At 38.7% G+C, this 20,527-nt stretch carries 19 protein-coding genes and 1 tRNA gene; 9 read left to right on the top strand and 11 right to left on the bottom strand.

Translation table 11 applies throughout. The features are described from left to right. Positions 1–22: 22 nt before the first annotated feature. On the top strand, positions 23–937 hold the full coding sequence (gene gldN, locus ACJG85_RS00515) for a gliding motility protein GldN (RefSeq protein ID WP_409676749.1): 915 nt from the start codon (positions 23–25) through the stop codon (positions 935–937). Positions 938–1,001: 64 nt separating this feature from the next. Further along, positions 1,002–2,048 (top strand): NAD(P)/FAD-dependent oxidoreductase, encoded by a 1,047-nt coding sequence (locus ACJG85_RS00510; protein WP_412476684.1) that lies wholly within the window; start codon positions 1,002–1,004, stop codon positions 2,046–2,048. Here ACJG85_RS00510 and ACJG85_RS00505 read toward each other — a convergent pair. Then, complete coding sequence (locus ACJG85_RS00505) at positions 2,035–2,421, bottom strand: DUF983 domain-containing protein (RefSeq protein WP_412464571.1); 387 nt, start codon at positions 2,419–2,421, stop codon at positions 2,035–2,037. The genes ACJG85_RS00510 and ACJG85_RS00505 overlap by 14 nt on opposite strands. A gap of 100 nt (positions 2,422–2,521) precedes the next feature. On the opposite strand from ACJG85_RS00505, the gene ACJG85_RS00500 reads away from it, so the two are divergent. Both ACJG85_RS00500 and ACJG85_RS00495 read left to right on the top strand, forming a co-directional pair. Beyond that, entirely contained in the window at positions 2,522–4,426 is a 1,905-nt protein-coding gene (locus ACJG85_RS00500) for an ABC-F family ATP-binding cassette domain-containing protein (protein ID WP_412476683.1), read from the top strand. 175 nt (positions 4,427–4,601) lie between these two features. After that, on the top strand, positions 4,602–4,976 hold the full coding sequence (locus ACJG85_RS00495; RefSeq protein WP_412476682.1) for a DUF4345 domain-containing protein: 375 nt from the start codon (positions 4,602–4,604) through the stop codon (positions 4,974–4,976). A gap of 83 nt (positions 4,977–5,059) precedes the next feature. Here ACJG85_RS00495 and ACJG85_RS00490 read toward each other — a convergent pair whose 3' ends face one another. Both ACJG85_RS00490 and ACJG85_RS00485 read right to left on the bottom strand, forming a co-directional pair. Further along, the gene (locus tag ACJG85_RS00490) at positions 5,060–6,208 is read right to left on the bottom strand and encodes an 8-amino-7-oxononanoate synthase (RefSeq protein ID WP_412476681.1); all 1,149 of its coding nucleotides are present in this window, start codon (positions 6,206–6,208) and stop codon (positions 5,060–5,062) included. Positions 6,209–6,258: 50 nt separating this feature from the next. Continuing rightward, the gene (locus ACJG85_RS00485) at positions 6,259–6,747 is read right to left on the bottom strand and encodes a DUF1761 domain-containing protein (protein WP_409676764.1); all 489 of its coding nucleotides are present in this window, start codon (positions 6,745–6,747) and stop codon (positions 6,259–6,261) included. A gap of 181 nt (positions 6,748–6,928) precedes the next feature. Between ACJG85_RS00485 and ACJG85_RS00480 the strand changes: the two genes are divergently transcribed. After that, entirely contained in the window at positions 6,929–7,783 is an 855-nt protein-coding gene (locus tag ACJG85_RS00480; protein ID WP_409676766.1) for a leucine-rich repeat domain-containing protein, read from the top strand. 64 nt (positions 7,784–7,847) lie between these two features. Here ACJG85_RS00480 and ACJG85_RS00475 read toward each other — a convergent pair whose 3' ends face one another. Together ACJG85_RS00475 and ACJG85_RS00470 are read right to left on the bottom strand one after the other, a co-directional pair. Then, positions 7,848–8,291 carry a KTSC domain-containing protein gene (locus ACJG85_RS00475; RefSeq protein ID WP_412464568.1) on the bottom strand — a complete coding sequence of 148 codons (444 nt, stop codon included), beginning with the start codon at positions 8,289–8,291 and terminating at the stop codon, positions 7,848–7,850. Between the two features lie 59 nt (positions 8,292–8,350). Then, positions 8,351–8,423: transfer RNA gene (locus ACJG85_RS00470), tRNA-Met, on the bottom strand. 116 nt (positions 8,424–8,539) lie between these two features. Here ACJG85_RS00470 and era point away from each other — a divergent pair. Beyond that, positions 8,540–9,424: a GTPase Era gene (era, locus tag ACJG85_RS00465; RefSeq protein WP_412464551.1), complete on the top strand. Its 885-nt coding sequence runs from the start codon at positions 8,540–8,542 to the stop codon at positions 9,422–9,424. On the opposite strand, the gene ACJG85_RS00460 is transcribed toward era, so the two are convergent. Further along, a complete protein-coding gene (locus ACJG85_RS00460) occupies positions 9,425–9,934 on the bottom strand; it encodes a hypothetical protein (RefSeq protein ID WP_409676775.1) in 510 nt (169 codons plus the stop codon). A 96-nt stretch (positions 9,935–10,030) separates the two neighbouring features. Here ACJG85_RS00460 and der point away from each other — a divergent pair, with 96 nt between their 5' ends. Both der and ACJG85_RS00450 read left to right on the top strand, forming a co-directional pair. Then, positions 10,031–11,341 carry a ribosome biogenesis GTPase Der gene (gene der, locus ACJG85_RS00455; RefSeq protein WP_409676778.1) on the top strand — a complete coding sequence of 437 codons (1,311 nt, stop codon included), beginning with the start codon at positions 10,031–10,033 and terminating at the stop codon, positions 11,339–11,341. Positions 11,342–11,444: 103 nt separating this feature from the next. Continuing rightward, positions 11,445–14,219 carry an outer membrane beta-barrel protein gene (locus ACJG85_RS00450; protein WP_412476680.1) on the top strand — a complete coding sequence of 925 codons (2,775 nt, stop codon included), beginning with the start codon at positions 11,445–11,447 and terminating at the stop codon, positions 14,217–14,219. Positions 14,220–14,276: 57 nt separating this feature from the next. Here ACJG85_RS00450 and ACJG85_RS00445 read toward each other — a convergent pair whose 3' ends face one another. The 5 genes from ACJG85_RS00445 to ACJG85_RS00425 form a co-directional block, all read right to left on the bottom strand. Next, positions 14,277–15,101, bottom strand: a complete 825-nt coding sequence (locus ACJG85_RS00445; RefSeq protein WP_412476679.1) for a TPM domain-containing protein — start codon at positions 15,099–15,101, stop codon at positions 14,277–14,279. A gap of 3 nt (positions 15,102–15,104) precedes the next feature. Further along, positions 15,105–15,542 (bottom strand): TPM domain-containing protein, encoded by a 438-nt coding sequence (locus ACJG85_RS00440; protein ID WP_324690204.1) that lies wholly within the window; start codon positions 15,540–15,542, stop codon positions 15,105–15,107. A 9-nt stretch (positions 15,543–15,551) separates the two neighbouring features. After that, positions 15,552–16,133: a LemA family protein gene (locus ACJG85_RS00435; protein ID WP_409676916.1), complete on the bottom strand. Its 582-nt coding sequence runs from the start codon at positions 16,131–16,133 to the stop codon at positions 15,552–15,554. A gap of 70 nt (positions 16,134–16,203) precedes the next feature. Then, positions 16,204–16,536, bottom strand: coding sequence for a MerR family transcriptional regulator (locus tag ACJG85_RS00430; protein WP_290875676.1), 333 nt, complete (start codon positions 16,534–16,536; stop codon positions 16,204–16,206). A 50-nt stretch (positions 16,537–16,586) separates the two neighbouring features. Then, on the bottom strand, positions 16,587–17,567 hold the full coding sequence (locus ACJG85_RS00425) for a M23 family metallopeptidase (protein WP_409676789.1): 981 nt from the start codon (positions 17,565–17,567) through the stop codon (positions 16,587–16,589). A gap of 292 nt (positions 17,568–17,859) precedes the next feature. Here ACJG85_RS00425 and alaS point away from each other — a divergent pair, with 292 nt between their 5' ends. Beyond that, entirely contained in the window at positions 17,860–20,496 is a 2,637-nt protein-coding gene (gene alaS / locus ACJG85_RS00420; RefSeq protein ID WP_412476678.1) for an alanine--tRNA ligase, read from the top strand. Positions 20,497–20,527 lie beyond the last annotated feature (31 nt).

Raw genomic sequence — 20,527 nt, 5'->3', positions numbered from 1 at the left:
TAAATAACTTACAATTAAAAACATGAAAATTAAAAATCTTTTATCTGTCGTATTTACTGTGTCAATTAGTATTTCTGCTTTTGCTCAGTCAAATCTATTGAACGCCAAAGTACCGAGTGAAATTGGGAAAAAGACGCCTGCTCAGTTAATTTCTGACAATGATAAGCCTCTGCCATACGGTTATGTGCATGATAGAGATGTTTTAATGGGTAAAACTATTTGGGAGTTTGTTGATATCGATGAACGTATCAATTTCCCTTTGTACTACCCAATTGATACTGCTTTCGTTGGGAAAGAGAGAAGATCTTTATTTGATGTTTTAGTAAAGAATATTAAAAATGGTAAAATCACTGAGGTATATGCTGATGACTACTTTAATACCAAAAAGACTATTAAAGACATGGAATCATCATTTACTTATACTGATACTATTCCTGCCGGTTTTGATGAGATTAATAATTATTATGACGAATACAAATCCGGAAAGAAAGTATTAGATCCTCAGTTTATCAATAAGCAAAATTTAACAGCTCAAGATATTTCAGGTTACAAAATCAAAGGTTATTGGTATTTCGACAAGCGTCAAGGTGAATTAAAGTACAGATTGTTAGCGATTTGTCCGGTGACACCTGAAGCACGTGACATCGGAAAAGATAATCCTGATGTTATCGACTTATTCTGGGTATATTTCCCGGCTGTCAGAGATATTTTGCACGAAGCCAAAGCTTTCAATGACAAGAATTCGGCTATGCCAATTACTTTCGACCATTTGTTGAATTCCCGTAGATTTAATGGTGTGATTTACAAAGAAGAAAACGTTTACGGCGACAGAGAAATTCAGCAGTACATGAAAGACAACGCCCAAATGCAGTTGTTAGAATCTGAGCGTGTTAAAGAAAAGATTCGCAGTTTCGAATCTGACATGTGGAATTACTAAGATTATTTCATAAACTATACAAAACTCTCATCATTTTGGTGAGAGTTTTTTTTAGCCCAATATTATGCTTGATTATATTGTAGTTGGTTCCGGATTGGCCGGTATTGCTTTCTCAGAAACATTGTTGCAAAACCAAAAGTCATTTGTGGTTTTTGAAGACTTTTCGCAAAATTCTTCTCGAGTAGCCGGCGGTTTATACAATCCTGTTATTTTAAAGCGTTTTAGCCAAGTTTGGGACGCAGAACGACAATTGGCTATAGCCAAACAGTTTTACGCTCAAATAGAAACAAAACTCAAGGTGGAAGTCGATTTCAAAATGCCTATCTATCGCAAGTTCTATTCCATAGAAGAACAAAACAATTGGTTCGCCGCTTCTGATAAACCAACATTGGCACCTTTTCTCTCCACTGCTATTGTCCAAACGAAATACAATGCCATCGACGCCCCGTTCGGATATGGCGAAGTATTGCATACAGGTTATTTAGATACGGATGTTTTTTTAGACAGCTACCGAGATTATTTAAAAAAGCTTAAGGTTTATCAGGCTGTTACTTTCGAATACGAGAATCTTATATTGGAGTCAACCTTTGTTGCTTACAAAGATTACCAAGCCAAACATATTGTTTTTGCTGAAGGCTTCGGGATGCACGCTAACCCATATTTTAAACATCTCCCCTTAGATGGTACTAAAGGGGAATTATTAGTAATTAAAGCTCCCGATTTAGATATAGATGTGATCATTAATACCAGCATTTTTATTTTACCGTTGGGGAATAATTTGTTTAAAGTCGGCGCCACTTACAATTGGGAGGACAAAACCGATTTGCCTACCGAGCAAGGTAAGCAAGAACTGATAGACCGCATCAAAGAATTATTGCAATGTGATTTTGAAATCATAGAACACCTCGCCGGTGTACGTCCAACGGTCAACGACAGAAGACCTTTACTGGGATCTCATCCGTCTCATAAAAACATGCATATTCTAAATGGTTTGGGAACCCGAGGAGTAATGTTAGCGCCTGCTATGGCTTTGGATTTATTCGAGTATATCGAAAACCAAAAGCCATTAGACAAAAGTGTTGATATCCGAAGATATATTACTTCTTTTTAGCCGCTTCTTTGTCGTAGTGGACAAAAATATTAATGTAGATATTACGCGCTAATCTGGCAGTGACAGGCATCAACATCAACAGCGCAATAATAATAGCCGCAAACGAGGCTATCAAATCCAACCCAACAAAAACTTTAGCTATGATAAAAGCAGCCACACCAATAGCAACGGTTAAAGCATAACTTACATACATGGCGCCATAAAAAAACGAAGGCTCTATTTGGTAATGCAATCCGCAATGACTGCATTCTTCATGCATTTCATAAATCTTTTTTAGATGGTACGGATTTGGGTCAACGTACATATTTTCTTCTTGGCATTTCGGACAACTTCCTGTTAAAATGCTATTTAGTTTGGATCCTTTTTTTAACATTTGCAAAAATTTTTATTTGGAACTTTTCAGCACTTTGGCTTTGAGTCTACAAAGGTACTTTTTAGAAATCTTTTAGCTGTAACTTTTGTAACAATTCATTATGTTAAACATACACAATTTATCGGTTTCTTTTGGCGGAACCTATCTTTTTGAAGAAGTAACCTTTCGTTTAGGTGCCGGCGACCGAGTAGGATTGGTGGGTAAAAACGGTGCCGGGAAGTCAACCATGCTCAAAATTTTAGCAGGCGATTTCAAACCCGATTCCGGTCAGATTGCCACCGAAAAAGAAGTGAAAATCGGTTTTCTTCGTCAAGATATCGACTTCGTCAAAGGCCGAACCGTGCTCGAAGAGGCCTACCAAGCTTTCGAAGAAATCAAAAGAGCTGAACTGAAAATCGACGAAATCAACCACCAATTGGTGACACGAACCGATTACGAAAGCCAAAGCTATTCCGAATTAATTGAGCAATTAAGCGATGTAACACACCATTACGAAATTTTAGGAGGTTACAATTATGTGGGCGATACCGAAAAAATTCTATTAGGTCTCGGTTTCAAAAGAGAAGATTTCAACAACCAAACCGATACTTTTTCCGGCGGATGGCGTATGCGTATCGAGCTGGCCAAACTCTTATTACAATCCAACGATATTCTATTACTGGATGAGCCAACCAACCACTTAGATATCGAAAGTATCATTTGGCTCGAAGGTTTTTTAAGAAATTTTCCCGGAGTAGTAGTGATAGTATCGCACGATAAAATGTTCCTCGATAACGTGACCAATCGTACTATAGAAATCTCCTTAGGCAAAGCCTACGATTTCAATAAACCATATACGCAGTATTTGGTCTTGCGTGAAGAAATTCGCGAAAAGCAATTGGCTACCCAAAAAAACCAAGCCAAAAAAATCGAAGAAACCCAAAAACTCATCGAACGTTTCCGATACAGCGCCACCAAATCATCCATGGCGCAATCTCTAATTAAGAAATTAGATAAAGTCGAGCGCATCGAAGTAGATGAAGACGACAATTCGGTAATGAATATTTCCTTTCCGGTTTCGCAAACACCGGGTAGAGTTGTCATCGAAGCAGAGCATGTAACCAAAGCTTACGGAGATAAAGTCATCCTCAAAGACATTTCGCTTTTAGTTGAACGCGGCAGTAAAATTGCCTTTGTCGGTCAAAACGGCCAAGGGAAATCCACTTTCGTCAAAGCCATTGTAAACGAATTCCAATACGAAGGCAGCATCAAGTTAGGTCACAATGTACAATTGGGTTATTTCGCCCAAAACCAAGCGGAATACCTCGACGGCGAGTTAACCTTACTCGAAACCATGACCAATGCGGCAACCGACAGCAATCGTGCTAAAGTCCGCGACATGTTAGGCGCTTTTTTATTCCGTGGCGACGATGTAGAGAAAAAAGTAAAAGTACTGTCAGGAGGTGAGCGCAATCGTTTGGCCTTATGCAAATTGCTCTTGCAACCCATCAATGTTTTAGTGATGGACGAACCTACGAACCACTTAGATATCAAATCGAAAAACGTCCTCAAAGCCGCGCTTCAAAAATACGAAGGCACGCTACTCTTGGTGTCGCACGACAGGGATTTCCTCCAAGGCATGTCCAATATCGTATACGAATTCAAAGACCAAAAAATCAGGGAATATTTGGGTGATATCAACTTCTTCCTCGAGCAACGCAACGCCAGCAACATGTGCGAAATTGAAAAGAAAGACGTAGTGGTCGAAACCAAAACAACCGCTAAAAATCTATCATACGAAGACCAAAAAAAGAGCAAATCGCTGCAAAATCGCCTAAGTAAAATCGAAAGTCAAATCAAACAACTCGAAATCGATATCCAAAACGACGACAAAGAATTGGCTTCGAATTACGACAAACACATCGAAAATGCTAACTTTTTTGTGGCTTACAACAAGAAAAAAGCCGAGTTGGATCAACTACTCGAAGACTGGGAAGCCGTGCAAACTGAAATCGATAATTTGTAGCTTATCCGGCTTTTCGTTCCAAGTTTTTCCGCCAACAACAATATTTTATAAGGGTTTCAAGAGCTTCCGTTGGTCGCTTTGAAACCCTTTAAAATAAATAGTCGTTGCCGCAAAAAGCTTTCCACTGCAATCCGGGCTATGACAGTAGTAGCCGAACTTTTTGTATTTTTAAAGCATGAAAACCAATTGGCGCCAAAATTTACACCTTTACATTTCCATACCGGTCGTTACCACAGCCGCTTTGGTTTACGGTTTTCAACCCGATTTACTTTTTGAAGTGTCTGCCCAAACCACAGACGAGTCCAATATCTACAAAGCCACCATGGGCTTGTATTTGTGCTTTGCCGCTTTTTGGTTTATCGGACTCAAACAATCCTCTTATTGGAAAGCTGCCACGATATCGAATATGCTTTTTATGCTCGGATTGGGTTTAGGTCGTTTGATCAGTTTTGTAACCGACGGGATGCCTTCAGTAATTTTACTTTTGGGTACTATTGGCGAATCAACCTTGGCTGTTTACGCTTACCTGCTATTAAGAAAGACTAACTGACGATTATTTCTTAAATAACAAACGCATATCAGTAGTGTTATTTTACATTAAAACCCGGCTAAGATTGAGTTACTAATTTCAGGTTATTTGAATGGATGTCGCTGTTGCCAAGTCAAAGTAGGTTCTAATTTTGGAAATACTCTCGGTAATAGTCGGTTAATCCAAGTGTTGGTGTGGTAGATAAATCCGGACATCATTACCGGTTCTGCACCAACAGAACTTTTTATTTCTAAGGCAGTTCTGCCGAAAATGATTTTTTTAAAACGGTTTTCTATACCAAATTGCGTCATATTGTACAGCATATTCAGGTACAACATTTTTTCTTTCTGGATTTGCTCGTCGTAACCTAAAAAATAGGTTTCTAATACATTGCCGTTGAGCAGTAAGGTGTGAAAACCAACTAATTTCCCACTGTCAAAATAGCCTATCAATTTGAACCTTTCTCCACAACAGCCTTTAAAAACCGAAAAGTGATTTTTAGCCAAGAAAAAGGTATTGAAAGGCGCGTTTTTGGCTACATAATGGTATAATTCATAAATGCGGTCTTCCAAAGTTATAATTTCTTCCATAGACAATTCACGAATGTCAAGGCCGTCAGCTTTTTTGTGGGCTCTTTTATATTGGTCACGGTATTTTTTTGAAAAAGCGGCTATATATTCTTCTTTGGTTTCCCAATTATCAGGTAACTCAAAAATCATGTTGGGTTGGGTTTTAAACTCATATATTGTTTCAAAGCCATGTTTTTTAAGTTCGTCAGAACAGTGCTTATAGAAGTCTTTAAATGAAACAATATGAATTTTTATGCCTTTTTGCTTGAAATAATCAGTGATGGATTGGGCACAATCCAAAAGCAAATCGCTAATGCATTTAAAATCGACAGTTTTGGAAAAAGCATAGCCGTTTTGTCCGGTAATCATATTGTTGCCTAAAAACAGCACATGAGAAGCAAAGTTTTTGAAGATGAAATTGCGGACATAGGTTTTCATACATTGATCGCGCTCTCCAAATGATTCCAATTTATTTAAGTCGAGGTATTGGGCTAAAGCTACACCAATCAATACTTTGTCTTCATAAATACCTATATAGAAACACCGCATATTGGTTGGAGCCGAACTTTCTAGTACTTTTAAATATTGTGTTTGCAGAAAAATATTATCAATAGCAACCTGATCCCAAGATTTTGGGAGTTCCGAAGTTGCTGCATAAATTTGAAAGGTATAGTTATCTAACATAAAAAAATCGCCCTACAAATGTAGAGCGATTGGTTTATAATAAATGTTAATTATTGCCATCCGCAAAGGATTGCACCCATAATGGTAAAGGAAACAATCCAATAACCTGAGGTTATCAAGATGTATTTCCAAGATTTTTGCTCAAACAAACTGTTGATGGCCGTCATTGGAAGCGCAAAAAACAATCCGCTCATAAAACCATGTAAAGCACCATGTTTAAATGTTCTGAAAGCCGATCCGTAATCTGCCATAAAGGCTGCGTAGGAAGGTTTTGCGGTTTCAATAAATTCAGGCCCGCCAATCATTCCCAAAGCACCAAATTGGTGAATTACCAAAACAGGCATTAAAAAAGCCAACATAAACGAAAATAAAATAGTCAATCCGAAGACTTTAAGCATATTGGATTGTCTTGCTTTTTCTTCGGTCATTCCGGTTTCTTTCATCCAAATGGTTCCGAAAACTTTTGGATTGTACCATACAAATCCAACTAATAGCGTAACTAAAGTTGAGGCTAAAACAGCGTAAAAATTAAATGGCATAATAATAGTTTTATTGGTTAGTGTATCAAAGATAGCAAAAAATTACTTTCACCAGCAATCTTATTTATTGTAAGATTAATACTTATTTAAATTCATAAAAAATGCATTTCATCGATTTTTTTTGTTTTTTAACGAATACAGTTATAAGTTTACACCGTCATTAACCCCAAATATATATGATATGAAATCTATTTTTACATGCCTTGCGGTATTCTTTTTATCAACCTCAGTGTTTGCTGAAGTGTCTTCTACTGAAAAAAATGCTTTAATTAAATTGTACAAAGCAACCAAAGGATCTCAATGGACCAACAAATGGGATTTAAAATCGCCTGTGGCCACTTGGTATGGTGTAGAAGTTAAAAATGACAAAGTAACCGCTATCAAATTGATGAATAATAATTTGGTAGGAGAATTGCCGGCAGAAATAGGGGATTTGACTTCCTTAGAAGTGCTAAACTTGTTCCGTAATGATATATCAGGTGTTTTGCCGGCAACCTTGGGTAATCTAAAAAGCTTGACCAAATTAAATGTGGCTTTCAATAAAGTTTCAGGCGCTTTGCCGGAATCTCTTGGAAACGCTACACAATTAAAATCGATTGAGTTGCACATGAATCGCTTAACCGGCGTTTTACCGGTTGGGATAGGAAGTTTGGCTAACTTAGAAACCTTGTCGCTTTTTAATAATGAAATAGAAGGTTCGATACCAACGTCATATTACCAATTGAAATCATTAAAAGTATTGTTATTAAACAGCAACAAGTTAACAGGCAGATTAGAAAAGGAAGTTTCTAATTTAACCTCTTTGGAAACCTTGAGTTTGTTTGAAAATAAAATGGATGGTCAAGTGCCTTTCGATTTAGAAAAGTTGAGAAACCTAAAAGAAATGAATATTTCATACAATATGTTCAATGGTTTTGTGACTAAAAATTTGGCCAAATTAGACACATTGAATATGACTATGGTGAATGAACAAGGTGTAGCTACAACTTTAAAGGTGAGCATCGACAAAAACTCAGCTTTTGCTGCAGATGAATAAGAAAAAAATTGGATTGGTTTAAATAGTAAAGGAGGTCTCAAAGTAATTTGAGGCCTTTTTTAATTTATACAGCGACCAACTTTGCAGAACTTCTGTACAAATAGTTGTTGTAAATATGTCTTCTGGCAAAACGACTTGGCGACTCTGCATTAATCATTTTAATGTATGCCGGTCTTAAAACTCCGAAATATTCAAATGAACTGCCGTCCAACAAAGTGATATACAGCACGCTATTCTCATAATAAAAATCAGCAATATTAGTCGACGATGTGATTCGTTCGTATTCCGCTTTGTCTTTCTCTATAGTTTCAGGAGCAATACTCACTAAAAAGTGGTAAGCAGCAATAATCTCTTTACTTCGCTCTTCTGCTAAATGACGCTCGTTTTCATCACTTATGGCATCCGGATGACACGCTTTCATGCTATTGCGGTAGATGGTTTTCAACTCTTTTAAGGTTGCGGTCTTGGTCACGCCGAGCAAAGTTCTGTACTCGACAATTTTTTTCATATTCATAGGTTGCCTTTTGCTATAAAAAAAGCCACTCTTTTCAGAATGGCTTTTGTTAGTAGCGGGAACAGGACTCGAACCTGTGACCTTCGGGTTATGAGCCCGACGAGCTGCCTACTGCTCTATCCCGCGATGTTTCGAGTGCAAATATACAACGAATATCAATAAATGCAACAAAAAACGTAAAAAATCTTTATTTCCTCTATTGAACTGATATGACTACCTTTGCAAAAATTAAATCAGATTACATGACTCACAAAGCAGGCTTCGTTAACATTATCGGTAACCCTAACGTTGGTAAATCAACGCTAATGAATGCCTTTGTGGGCGAAAGATTATCCATCATTACTTCCAAAGCACAAACTACACGTCACAGAATTTTAGGGATTGTAAACGGTGACGATTTTCAAGTAGTGCTTTCAGATACACCGGGAATCATCAAACCGGCATACGAAATGCAAAAATCCATGATGGACTTCGTGAAGTCGGCTTTTGAAGATGCCGATGTTTTGATTTATATGGTGGAAATAGGCGAGAAGGAACTCAAAGACGAAGACTTCTTCAATAAAATCATCCATTCCAAAATCCCGGTGTTATTGCTGCTGAACAAAATCGATAAATCCAACCAAGAACAATTGGAAGAGCAAATCGATTTGTGGAAAGCCAAAGTGCCGAATGCCGAAATTTTCCCGATTTCCGCGTTGGAGAATTTCAACGTAAAAGAAGTTTTTGACCGTATCTTACAATTGTTACCTGAATCACCGCCGTATTACCCTAAAGATGCGTTAACCGACAAACCGGAGCGTTTCTTTGTCAATGAAACCATCCGCGAGAAAATCTTACTGAACTACGACAAAGAAATTCCATACGCCGTAGAAATCGAAACAGAAGAATTTTTGGAAGACGAAAAAATCATTCGAATCCGTTCCGTAATTATGGTAGAAAGAGATACACAAAAAGGCATCATCATTGGGCACAAAGGTGCTGCTTTGAAGAAAGTCGGCATGCAAGCCCGTGAAGATTTAGAGCAGTTTTTCGGCAAGCAAATCCATATCGAATTGTACGTTAAAGTCAACAAAGATTGGAGGAGTAATGCATACCAATTGCGCCGTTTCGGTTACAACCAAAAATAGTTAGTCTTTAATAACGTCTAAAAAAATGGCTTCCAATTCGTCGGTTTGGTCATGACCTCTTTCTCGTATTTGTCGGGCAATTACATACAGTAAAAACCAAACGATTACCATAATGAACATTACTGTTAAATCCATGGTTATGGGTTCGTTGAGGCTGTAATTTGAAATGGCAAACATCCCAAACAGGATAAAAACACCGGCTACCAAAAAGTGTAAAAACACAAACATCGTCCATAAGGTTTGATCCGGACCGAACAAGCCGCGAATGTGCGTGGCATTTTTTTCGTTGCCTTCTTTTTCTTCCAGTTCTATGCTCAAATGAGGCGACCAATACCGTCTCTTTTCTGCGGAAAAGGTGAATTGTATGTGGTTGTTTCTCACTTTCATCAAAAAATCGGTCGATTGGTTTTTTTGTCGGTAGTTCACAAATTTCTCTCTGACAATGGCTATGTTTTGGTCGACGTCTTTAAAAAACCGAGGGCGAAGTCTAACTTCCTGTTGCGTATCCATAAAAGGTTTATTTGGTGGTTAAAGCAATACTAAAAATAATAAAATAATTGAATTTGTGCTCTTTAATACTACCTTTGCACCATATTTAAAATGATTATGAACAATATTGTAGCCATAGTGGGAAGACCTAACGTAGGGAAATCCACTTTTTTTAATCGTTTAATCAAAAGAAGAGAAGCCATCGTAGATTCGGTTAGCGGTGTTACGCGCGACAGGAATTACGGTAAAAGCGAATGGAACGGCAAAGAATTTTCGGTCATCGATACAGGTGGTTATATCAAAGGTTCAGATGATATTTTTGAAGGCGAAATCCGTCGTCAGGTGGAATTGGCTATCGATGAAGCGGATGCCATCATTTTTGTAGTAGATGTAGAAGAAGGCATTACGCCTATGGATGAGGAAGTAGCCAAATTACTCCGAAAAGTTACCAAACCAATCTTACTGGCCGTTAATAAAGTGGACAACGCCATGCGTGAAAAAGACGCCGTGGAGTTTTATAATTTAGGATTGGGAGAATATTACACCATAGCCGGAATCAGCGGTAGCGGAACGGGAGAACTACTGGATAAGTTAGTGGAAGTTTTACCCGAATTACCGGAAGTAACCGAGGAAGAAGAAGCCTTACCTCGTTTTTGTGTGGTAGGTCGTCCGAACGCCGGAAAATCGTCTTTCATCAATGCTTTGGTTGGTGAGGATCGTTTTGTGGTAACTGATATAGCCGGAACCACCCGAGATGCCATTGACACGAGATACAACCGTTTTGGTTTCGAATTCAATTTGGTAGATACCGCCGGAATCCGCAGAAAAGCCAAAGTGAAAGAAGATTTAGAATTCTATTCGGTGATGCGTTCCGTGCGCGCTATTGAACATTCGGACGTTTGTATATTACTAATAGATGCAACTCGTGGTTTTGAAGGGCAAGACCAAAGTATTTTTTGGTTGGCCGAAAAGAATCGTAAAGGTGTAATTATTTTAGTAAACAAATGGGATTTGGTGGAAAAGGACACCATGTCTACCCGCGATTACGAAAATAAAATCCGTGAAGAACTACAACCTTTTACTGATGTGCCGATTGTTTTTATCTCGGCCTTAACCAAACAACGTTTGCTAAAAGCCTTAGAAGGTACAGTAAAAGTATACGAAAACAGAAAACAACGCATCCCAACTTCCAAGTTCAACGACTATATGTTGAAATTAATCGAAGCCTATCCACCGCCGGCTTTAAAAGGGAAATATGTGAAAATTAAGTATTGTATGCAGTTGCCAACACCAACACCGCAGTTTGTGTTTTTTGCGAACTTGCCGCAATACGTTAAAGAACCATACAAGCGTTTCTTGGAAAATAAAATCCGCGAAAACTGGGATTTTTCCGGGGTACCGATTGATATCTACATCCGCGAAAAGTAGCAACTGTTAAATTTTCGTAAGAAATTTTCACATTCCATACTAAAATAAGAATTTAGCCGTTATTATGCTTTCCTTAACCAATAATAACTGCTAAATTTTTTTTATGCCAAAATCGTTCTACGCTGCTTTATTTGTTCTTTTTACTACTGTAAGCTTTGCGCAATCTGCCCTTACCTTTAAGGGAAAAGTGATTGATCAAACCACCAAATTGCCCATCGAATCGGCTACAGTGTATCTCACCTCAGTAAAAGATTCTACTATTATCGACTACACCATCACCAACAAAATGGGCGCATTTTCTTTTAAAATAAAAAAGATAGACAAACCGGTGACGTTGAAAGTGTCTTACATCAGTTACCAAGATTTTAAGGAAGAAATGACTTCTTTGGTAACCGACAAAGATTTTGGCACTATCGAACTCAAAGAAGCTACGAATCAATTAGATGAAGTAGTGGTAAAAGCCGAAATTCCACCTATCCGCATCAAAAAGGATACGTTGGAGTTCAATGCCGCTTCGTTTAAAGTCGGCGCCGATGCCAACGTAGAAGCGCTACTCAAACAATTGCCCGGTGTAGAAATCACACCCGAAGGTAAAATCACCGTTAACGGTCAGGAAGTGAATAATATTTTGGTAAATGGTAAACCGTTCTTTGGCAAAGACGGCAAAATTGCTACCCAAAACTTACCGGCAGAAATCATTGATAAAGTGCAGGTTGTAGACACTAAAACCAAAGCGGAAGAAATCTCCGGAGAAGCTTCCGGATCACAGGAAAAAACCATCAATCTTACGATACAAGAAGAAAAAAATAAAGGCTTTTTCGGAAAAGTGGTAGCCGGAACGGGTTCGGACAAAAGATACGAATCGAGTTTGCTACTCAACTATTTTAAAGGAGAACGGAAAGTCAGTGTCTTGGCTTCTTCGAACAACATCAACTCCATCGGTTTTTCCATGGACGAAGTGTTTGACAATATGGGTGGCGGCCGAAATTCTTCCGTTTTTTACAACGATGATGGCAGCTTCGGGATTAACAATATGTCATTTGGTGGCAGTCGCGGAATTACACGATCGAATTTGATTGGCGTGAATTACCAAGACAAATGGATGAAAAAAATTGACCAAAGCGGTAGCTATTATTTCTCTAATGCCGAAACCGAAAACACCACTCGTACGGATAGAATCAACCTGCTTCCGGAAGGCAGAACCTTTACCAATGCTAATGGCTTCAGTAAAAGTGGGAGTAACGGACATACTTTAGACATGGATTTCGAAATTGCCATAGATTCTTTGAATACTATTTATATCAATCCTAATTTTCAGAAAACCAAAAATTACAACAAGTCTTCCCGTAATCAAGTTACAGTAAATGAAGCATCAGACGAACTGAATTCAAGTACCAATGACGATTACAGCGAAAATGAATACACCACATTTGGAACAGAAGCCAGTTACAGCAAACAATTTTTGAAGAAAAACCGAGGTATGTCGGTTAATTTTGAATCAGAATTCCAACGCCGAGATAATTTCTTAAATACCAATTCGGCCACGCTCTTTACCGATACTACGCCTGATGATATCAGGAATCAAAATCAGTCGGATAAAACCAATAACGATTTTGTAAAGCTCGAAGTCCGATTTGGCGAGCCTATAGCCGATTCACTTCGTTTGAGCTTGACTTCTGAAGTCACGTATCGCAACATCAAGAATACGTTGACTACTTTTGATTTTGATGGGGTTGATTATAACGATTTCAACGATTTGCAATCGAATGAAACTTCGTCTAAAGCCACTACATTCTTCCCTTCAACCGGATTGATTTTAGGGAAAAACAAAACCAACGGACGCATTAATATCGGACCGGAATTTGTGACTTTTGATGCGCGTTCGAACTATTTGGGTGTTATTACCAACCGCAACAAAAATTACGTTTTCCCCAGAATAAAAGGTTACATCAGTCACCGTATGGGGAAATCTAAATCGATTTATTCCTTCTATGATTTTGGCGTGCAATTGCCACAAGCCAATCAGGTATTACCGGTAGAAAATTTGTCTAATCCGCTGAGTACTTTTGTTGGGAATGATGCGCTTAAACCCACACAAAGACACAATTTATACTTTAGTTTCAACGATTACGATTACCAAAGTCGTTCCGGTTATTACATCTATTCGGGCTTCAATTTGAGTCAGGATGCTGTAGTTTCCTCTACCGTTTTTAATAGTAATTTTAAAGCGACAACCACTTACCAAAACGTTGATGTAGTTTACAATTCATATTTCGGCGTAAACTGGAATAAATCTTATAAAAAAGAAAAAAGAACCTTGCGTTACGGTGCCGGAATCAATTTTAATTATGATTCTAATAAAGGGTTGACCAATGCGGTTGCATTTGAGTCGAAAGGCTTACAAATTAATCCGAGGGTCAATTTAACTTGGAGTATAGACGAATTAATCACTATAGCACCAAGTTATCGCTACACTCTTAACACCACCAATTATAAGAATTATATCATTGATAACGCCCAGAATTTTGTTCATAATGCCAAGTTGGAAATTACTTCTTATGTACCTAAAAAGTTTGTCATCGGCAGCGATTTCGGATACAATTATAATTCCAACATAGCCGATGGTTACAAAAAGGATTTCTATTTGTGGAATGTGAGTTTGGGGTACAATTTCTTTAAAGATCAGTTTTTGGCCAAAGTCAAAGTTTACGACTTATTAGACCAAAACCAAAACGCCACCCGAACCATTACGCCGACAGCCATTATCGATTCGGAAAACACCGTATTACGACGCTATGTCATGTTTTCACTAACCTACAAACTCGAAAAATTTGGCGGCAAGAAAAAAGGTGATGGTGGGATTATTATCATGGATTAAATAAAAAACCTCGTTTGATTAGAACGAGGTTTTTTTATATTTCGAAACAGCACTGATTTACCAACTTCCGCCCGAGCCTCCGCCCGAGAATCCGCCACCGCCAAAGCCTCCACCGAAGCCTCCGCCGCCAAAACCACCACCGGAGGAACCGCCAAAGCCACCGCCGCCGCCGCGACCCAAACTGCTTAGGATGATGATATCGGCTAAGTCAAAACCACCGCCACCGCGATTACCGTGATTGCCACCGCCGTTGCCTTTGTTTTTTGCAATGATAAAAATGATTACAATTACAATGATAATAATGGGTAAGATAGGAATATTGCCTTCTTTTTTTGCTTTTTTTCTTTCTCCTTTGTACTTGCCTTTAAAAACGTCAAACAAAGCGTCGGTTCCTTTGTCAAGACCTTTATAATAACTTCCGGCTTTGAATTCAGGAATGATAATGTTACGGGTAATTTCTCCTCCGATTCCGGCAGTCAATCGGTCTTCTAAACCGTAACCGGCCGAAATCCATATTTTGCGTTCTTTTTTGGCCAACAAAATGATAACACCATTGTCGTTTTGTTTAGAGCCGCCTATTCCCCATGCATGTCCCCATTTTGGGGTTAAGATACCAATATCTTCCCCTTGTAAACTTTCAATAGTAATTACTACAATTTGTGTAGTGGTACTGTCTGAGTAACGTATCAGTTTTTCTTTGAGTTGCGCTTCTTCGTCAGGTTGTAAAACATCGGCATAATCGTAAACCGAAGTTTGTTCAGCCGGCACTTTGGGAATGGTAAATTGACAAAAAATACTATTACTACTCAGAAAAAAGAATAGGATAAAGATCAATTTCAAAACCCATTTGGAATTTGGAATGTTCAGGTTTGGAATTTTCATATTTTATCCTTTTGATATTTCGTTCGACAATTCGTTGGTATCACCTTCTTGGTACGGAAAGTACTTTTGCAATTGTTCCCCGGCACGCAAAATGCCGTCAATCAAGCCTTGCTTAAAACGACCTTCTTTAAAATGGGTCGCCATAACATCACGGGTGCAATCCCAAAAATCGTTTGGCACCAAATCGTTAATGCCTTTGTCGCCACAAATCACAAAGGTTTTGTCTTTCACTGCCAAGTAAATCAAAACCCCGTTTTTCAACTCGGTTTCGTCCATTTTAAGCAAATGAAAAACTTCCATCGCGCGATCAAACGCAGCAATGGAAGTATGTTTTTCAAGATGTACTCTGATTTCTCCGGAAGTATTCTTTTCAGCTGTGCGAATAGCTGCTACAATTTCTTGTTCTTCTTCAGGAGTTAGAAAATCTTCTACTTTTGACATCGTATGGGATTAGAATTTTACCTCTACCGGTTTTTCAGCACCTTCAACAGCTTTGAAAGCGGCTTTTTCTTTGTATTCAGATAGAATTATGTTTCGTGGCATTTTCAAAACATAGTTGTTGTAAGCTTGAACTGATTCGTTGAAACGTGTTCTGGCAGTAAGGATTTGATTTTCTGTGCTGGCCAATTCGTCTTGAAGCTTCAAAAAGTTTTCGTTAGCTTTTAAGGTAGGGTATTGTTCTACCGATACCAATAATCTGGATAATGAAGAGGAAACACCTGATTGTGCCGAGTTAAAGGCAGCCAGTTGTTCAGGAGTAACATTTGTTGGATCAATTTTAACCGCAGTTGCCTTAGCTCTGGCTTCAATCACAGCAGTCAAAGTGCTTTTTTCAAAATCAGCAGCACCTTTAACGGTGTTAACTAAATTTCCAATTAAGTCATTACGTCTTTGGTAAGATGTTTCAACATTTCCCCATTCTTTTTTCACAGCTTGATCTACTTCAATGGCTCCGTTTTTGACATTGATATACCAAAGTCCAATAATCAATACTAATCCTAATCCGATTATTACTGGTAAAAATCTTCTAATGTTCATGTTTATTTAATTTAAGTGTTTGTTATTTGTTTTTAAATCGCTTTAGATGTTACAAAAACCAAGCCTAAAGTTGGTTCTTGATATTTAATAATTGGGCTTTCACCGCCTCAAGTTTGCTAATGATTTCAAACTTGTCTAAGGTTTTCTTTTGGCCTTCTTTTAAATGGGTTTTGGCACCTTCCAAGGTAAAGCCTCTTTCCTTTACCAAATGGTAAATGAGTTGCAAATTCTTTACATCTTCCGGCGTAAACATTCGATTGCCTTTGGCGTTCTTTTTGGGTTTTAGGATGTCGAATTCTTTGTCCCAAAAACGAATCAATGACGCATTCACGTTAAAAGCCTTTGCCACTTCGCCAATGCTGTAATACCTTTTTCCTTCTTTTAACTCGATATGCATAGTCGTTATATTTTTTTATTCATAAATCTTAAATCAACAATCTAAAATTGTTAATCCAATGATTGATTCTCTTGGTTCGCTAATTTCGAAATCACATTGTACTCTGCCGCCGAAATATTACCGTAGTAAAAATTCAACGGATTCACTACTTTGCCGTCTTTGTGTACTTCATAATGCAAATGCGGTGCTTCGCTTCGTCCGGTACTGCCTACATAGCCTATAATGTCGCCGCGTTTCACTCGTTGTCCGCGCTTTACTTTATACTTGCTTAAATGCGCATACAAGGTCAAATAGCCATAACCGTGACTGATTTCTATATGATTCCCGTAACCCGATTTGGAGTTGTCGGCATTCTTCACTACACCGTCTCCGGTAGCAAAAATCGGTGTTCCGGTTTTGGCCGTAAAATCCATGCCTTGGTGCATTTTGCGCACTTTGGTAAACGGGTCGCTGCGGTATCCAAATCCCGAGGCTACTCGCTTCATTTGTTCATTCTTCACCGGTTGTATCGCCGGAATGGCCGCTAATAATTTATTTTTCTCTTTGGCCAATTTTAAAATTTCATCCAACGATTTCGACTGTATGGCTAACTCTTTGGAAATTACATCTACTCGTTTTGAAGTGTTAATTACCAATTCCGAATTGTCAAAACCTTCTAACTCTTTGTATCGATTGACCCCGCCAAATCCCGCTTTTCGCTGTTCAGTAGGAATAGGAGATGTATTGAAATAAGCGCGGTAAATATTATTGTCTCTTTCTTCCACATCCGCTAAGACTTCTTCTACTTGATCGATTTTTTTATTCAAAATCGCATACCGCAATTTCATGGTCTCAATTTCACGTGCTTGCAAACGGTCTTTCGGGGTTTCCAAAAACGATGAATTCAATAAAACCACAAAACACAAAAATCCAAACAAGGCAGAAGACAGCAAAAACAACCCTATGTATCCCAGTTTTTTAGACAGTTTCGGCTTAATTTTTCGGTAAGCCAAACTTTCGGGGTCGAAATAATACTTTACTTTTTTCGCCATCTTTGATTTTATACTATTTTTGTGCTTGTTTTAAAAAACAATGGTTATACGAACAAATTTAACAAATGTTTCAGTCATATCCGAAATTTTAATTGGAAGCTTTAAAATTAACGGTCTTTCTGAGCTAAGTTGAAAAATTAGGAGCGAAACGTTTGGTTCAATTGCTAAACCATTTTCCCGCTTTCCGTTACAATCTTTTTTACAAAAAGGATTTTCACTGCAATCGGGGCTAAACAGTAAGCCGTTTTTTTAAATCTGATAATCTAAAGATCTAACAATCTAGCCATCTAAAATGAAATCACAAGACATCCGTAAAGCCTATTTACAATTCTTCGAAAGCAAAGGACACTTGATTGTTCCTTCAGCGCCTATCGTTTTAAAAGACGATCCAACCCTAATGTTCAATAACTCGGGTATGGCACAATTCAAAGAGTTCTTTTTAGGCAACGGAACCCCGAAAAGTCCAAGAATAGCCGATACCCAAAAATGTCTCCGAGTGTCCGGAAAACACAACGATTTGGAAGATGTAGGTTTTGATACCTATCACCATACTATGTTCGAAATGTTGGGCAACTGGTCTTTTGGCGATTACTTCAAAAAAGAAGCTTTAGCTTGGGCATGGGAATTCCTAACCGAAGTGTTGAAATTAGACAAAGACCGTTTGTATGTTTCCGTTTTCGAAGGCAATCCGGCCGAAAATGTTCCGTTCGATCAAGAAGCTTTTGATATTTGGAAACAATACGTGTCAGAAGACCGAATCATTCTTGGTAACAAAAAAGACAACTTTTGGGAAATGGGTGACCAAGGTCCTTGCGGTCCGTGTTCCGAAATCCACATCGATTTGAGAACGGAGGCCGAAAGAGCTGCCGTCTCAGGGCGTAGTTTGGTGAATGCCGATCATCCGCAAGTGGTCGAGATTTGGAACAACGTATTCATGGAATTCAACCGCAAAGCCGATGGCAGTTTAGAAAAATTGCCTGCTCAACACGTAGATACCGGGATGGGCTTCGAGCGTTTGTGTATGGCCATGCAAAACGTAACCTCGAATTATGATACCGATGTTTTCACACCACTGATTGCCAAAGTTGAGGAAATCACAGGTTTACAATATACTTCCAACGAAGTAAAAAATATAAGTGACGAACAAAACAAAACGAACATCGCCATTCGCGTAATCGTGGATCACGTTCGCGCCGTGGCTTTCGCTATAGCCGATGGGCAATTGCCGTCTAACGGTGGTGCCGGTTACGTAATTCGCAGAATTTTGCGCAGAGCCATTCGTTACGGCTTTACGTTTTTAAATACGAAGGAACCGTTCATCAATAAATTAGTTCCGGTTTTAGCGGATCAAATGGGCGAATTTTTCCCGGAAATCAAATCGCAACAACAGTTAGTGACCAATGTTATTCGCGAGGAAGAGGCATCATTCTTAAGAACTTTAGAACAAGGTCTGCAATTGCTGGATAAAGTCGTTGCCGAAGCTTCGGATAAAGAAATCAAAGGGGAAAAAGTATTCGAATTGTATGACACGTTCGGTTTCCCGAAAGATTTAACAGCACTGATTTTAAAAGAAAAAGGCTATTCGTTCAACGAATCGGAATTTGACGCTGAATTGCAAAAACAAAAAGATCGTTCTCGCGCTGCCTCCGAGGTTTCTACTGAAGATTGGCAAGTATTAATTCCGGGTAACGTGGAAACATTCGTTGGCTACGATCAAACCGAAAACGAAGTCAAAATCACCCGAATCCGCAAAGTAGATTCTAAAAAAGATGGTGTTTTATACCAAATCGTTTTAGACAACACGCCTTTCTATCCGGAAGGTGGTGGGCAAGTAGGTGACAAAGGTACTTTGGTTTCAGCCAATGAAACGATTGCCATTATTGACACCAAAAAGGAAAATAACCTGATTTTGCATTTCGCCAAACAGTTACCGGAAAATGTAAATGCCACTTTCATGGCCAAGGTCAACACCGATTTGAGAACATCGACTTCCAAAAACCACTCGGCTACACATTTAATGCATTTGGCGTTGAGAAACGTTTTGGGAACACACGTGGAGCAAAAAGGCTCGTTGGTGAATCCAAATTATTTGCGTTTCGACTTTTCCCATTTTAGTAAAGTCACCGACGAAGAATTACGCCAAGTAGAAGCCAGTGTAAATGCCCAAATTGAAGCCCAACTCCAATTAGGGGAATACCGAAATATCCCCATCCAAGAAGCATTGGCCAAAGGCGCTATGGCGTTGTTTGGTGAGAAATACGGTGATACCGTTCGCATGATTGAATTTGGCGAAAGCAAAGAGTTGTGCGGGGGTATTCACGTAAAAAACACCGCCGAAATCTGGCATTTCAAAATCGTTTCCGAAGGTGCTGTAGCGGCAGGTATTCGTCGTATTGAAGCCATAACCGGTGACGCTGTTAAAGACTTCTTCGCCCAACAAGAAAATGCCTTAGCCTCTATCAAAGAAACTTTGAAAAACCCACAAGATACGCTCAAAGCAGTCGTTTCATTACAAGACGAAAACGCAAAATTGAAAAAACAGATCGAGCAATTGTTAAAAGAGAAAGCCAAAAACCTAAAAGGCGAATTGGCTTCACAACTACAAGAAATCAACGGCGTTAAATTCTTGGCTACTCAAGTCGATTTGAATGCGGAAGGGGCTAAAGATTTGGCTTATGAATTAGGCAATTTAGGCACTAATTTATTCTTAGTGTTAGCCACAGCCGATGAGGACAAACCGATGTTAACTTGCTACATCTCGAAAGAATTAGTAGCCGAGAAAAACTTAAACGCCGGTCAAGTAGTTCGTGAATTGGGTAAATACATCCAAGGCGGCGGCGGCGGACAACCGTTTTTTGCTACGGCCGGAGGTAAAAATGTAGCCGGAATCCAAGAAGCGTTAACCAAAGCGGTGGATTTTGTGAAATAACAAATTGATAGTAGATTATAAATGAGCCTTT

The organism is Flavobacterium mekongense, assembly GCF_047038255.1.
GTDB lineage: Bacteria > Bacteroidota > Bacteroidia > Flavobacteriales > Flavobacteriaceae > Flavobacterium > Flavobacterium mekongense.
The sequence above is the reverse complement of the archived record's forward strand: the minus strand, read 5'-3'. Positions and strand labels throughout refer to the sequence as shown.

What these genes read in the sequence shown, in the direction of transcription:
- ACJG85_RS00500 (WP_412476683.1), top strand. Translation starts at nt 2,522, where the DNA reads ATGTTAAACATACACAATTTATCGGTTTCTTTTGGCGGAACCTATCTT.
- gldN (WP_409676749.1), top strand. Translation starts at nt 23, where the DNA reads ATGAAAATTAAAAATCTTTTATCTGTCGTATTTACTGTGTCAATTAGT.
- ACJG85_RS00440 (WP_324690204.1), bottom strand. Translation starts at nt 15,542, where the DNA reads ATGTCAAAAGTAGAAGATTTTCTAACTCCTGAAGAAGAACAAGAAATT.
- ACJG85_RS00480 (WP_409676766.1), top strand. Translation starts at nt 6,929, where the DNA reads ATGAAATCTATTTTTACATGCCTTGCGGTATTCTTTTTATCAACCTCA.
- ACJG85_RS00495 (WP_412476682.1), top strand. Translation starts at nt 4,602, where the DNA reads ATGAAAACCAATTGGCGCCAAAATTTACACCTTTACATTTCCATACCG.
- ACJG85_RS00430 (WP_290875676.1), bottom strand. Translation starts at nt 16,536, where the DNA reads ATGCATATCGAGTTAAAAGAAGGAAAAAGGTATTACAGCATTGGCGAA.
- der (WP_409676778.1), top strand. Translation starts at nt 10,031, where the DNA reads ATGAACAATATTGTAGCCATAGTGGGAAGACCTAACGTAGGGAAATCC.
- era (WP_412464551.1), top strand. Translation starts at nt 8,540, where the DNA reads ATGACTCACAAAGCAGGCTTCGTTAACATTATCGGTAACCCTAACGTT.
- ACJG85_RS00450 (WP_412476680.1), top strand. Translation starts at nt 11,445, where the DNA reads ATGCCAAAATCGTTCTACGCTGCTTTATTTGTTCTTTTTACTACTGTA.
- ACJG85_RS00485 (WP_409676764.1), bottom strand. Translation starts at nt 6,747, where the DNA reads ATGCCATTTAATTTTTACGCTGTTTTAGCCTCAACTTTAGTTACGCTA.
- ACJG85_RS00505 (WP_412464571.1), bottom strand. Translation starts at nt 2,421, where the DNA reads ATGTTAAAAAAAGGATCCAAACTAAATAGCATTTTAACAGGAAGTTGT.
- ACJG85_RS00490 (WP_412476681.1), bottom strand. Translation starts at nt 6,208, where the DNA reads ATGTTAGATAACTATACCTTTCAAATTTATGCAGCAACTTCGGAACTC.
- ACJG85_RS00425 (WP_409676789.1), bottom strand. Translation starts at nt 17,567, where the DNA reads ATGGCGAAAAAAGTAAAGTATTATTTCGACCCCGAAAGTTTGGCTTAC.
- ACJG85_RS00460 (WP_409676775.1), bottom strand. Translation starts at nt 9,934, where the DNA reads ATGGATACGCAACAGGAAGTTAGACTTCGCCCTCGGTTTTTTAAAGAC.
- ACJG85_RS00475 (WP_412464568.1), bottom strand. Translation starts at nt 8,291, where the DNA reads ATGAAAAAAATTGTCGAGTACAGAACTTTGCTCGGCGTGACCAAGACC.
- ACJG85_RS00445 (WP_412476679.1), bottom strand. Translation starts at nt 15,101, where the DNA reads ATGAAAATTCCAAACCTGAACATTCCAAATTCCAAATGGGTTTTGAAA.
- ACJG85_RS00510 (WP_412476684.1), top strand. Translation starts at nt 1,002, where the DNA reads ATGCTTGATTATATTGTAGTTGGTTCCGGATTGGCCGGTATTGCTTTC.
- alaS (WP_412476678.1), top strand. Translation starts at nt 17,860, where the DNA reads ATGAAATCACAAGACATCCGTAAAGCCTATTTACAATTCTTCGAAAGC.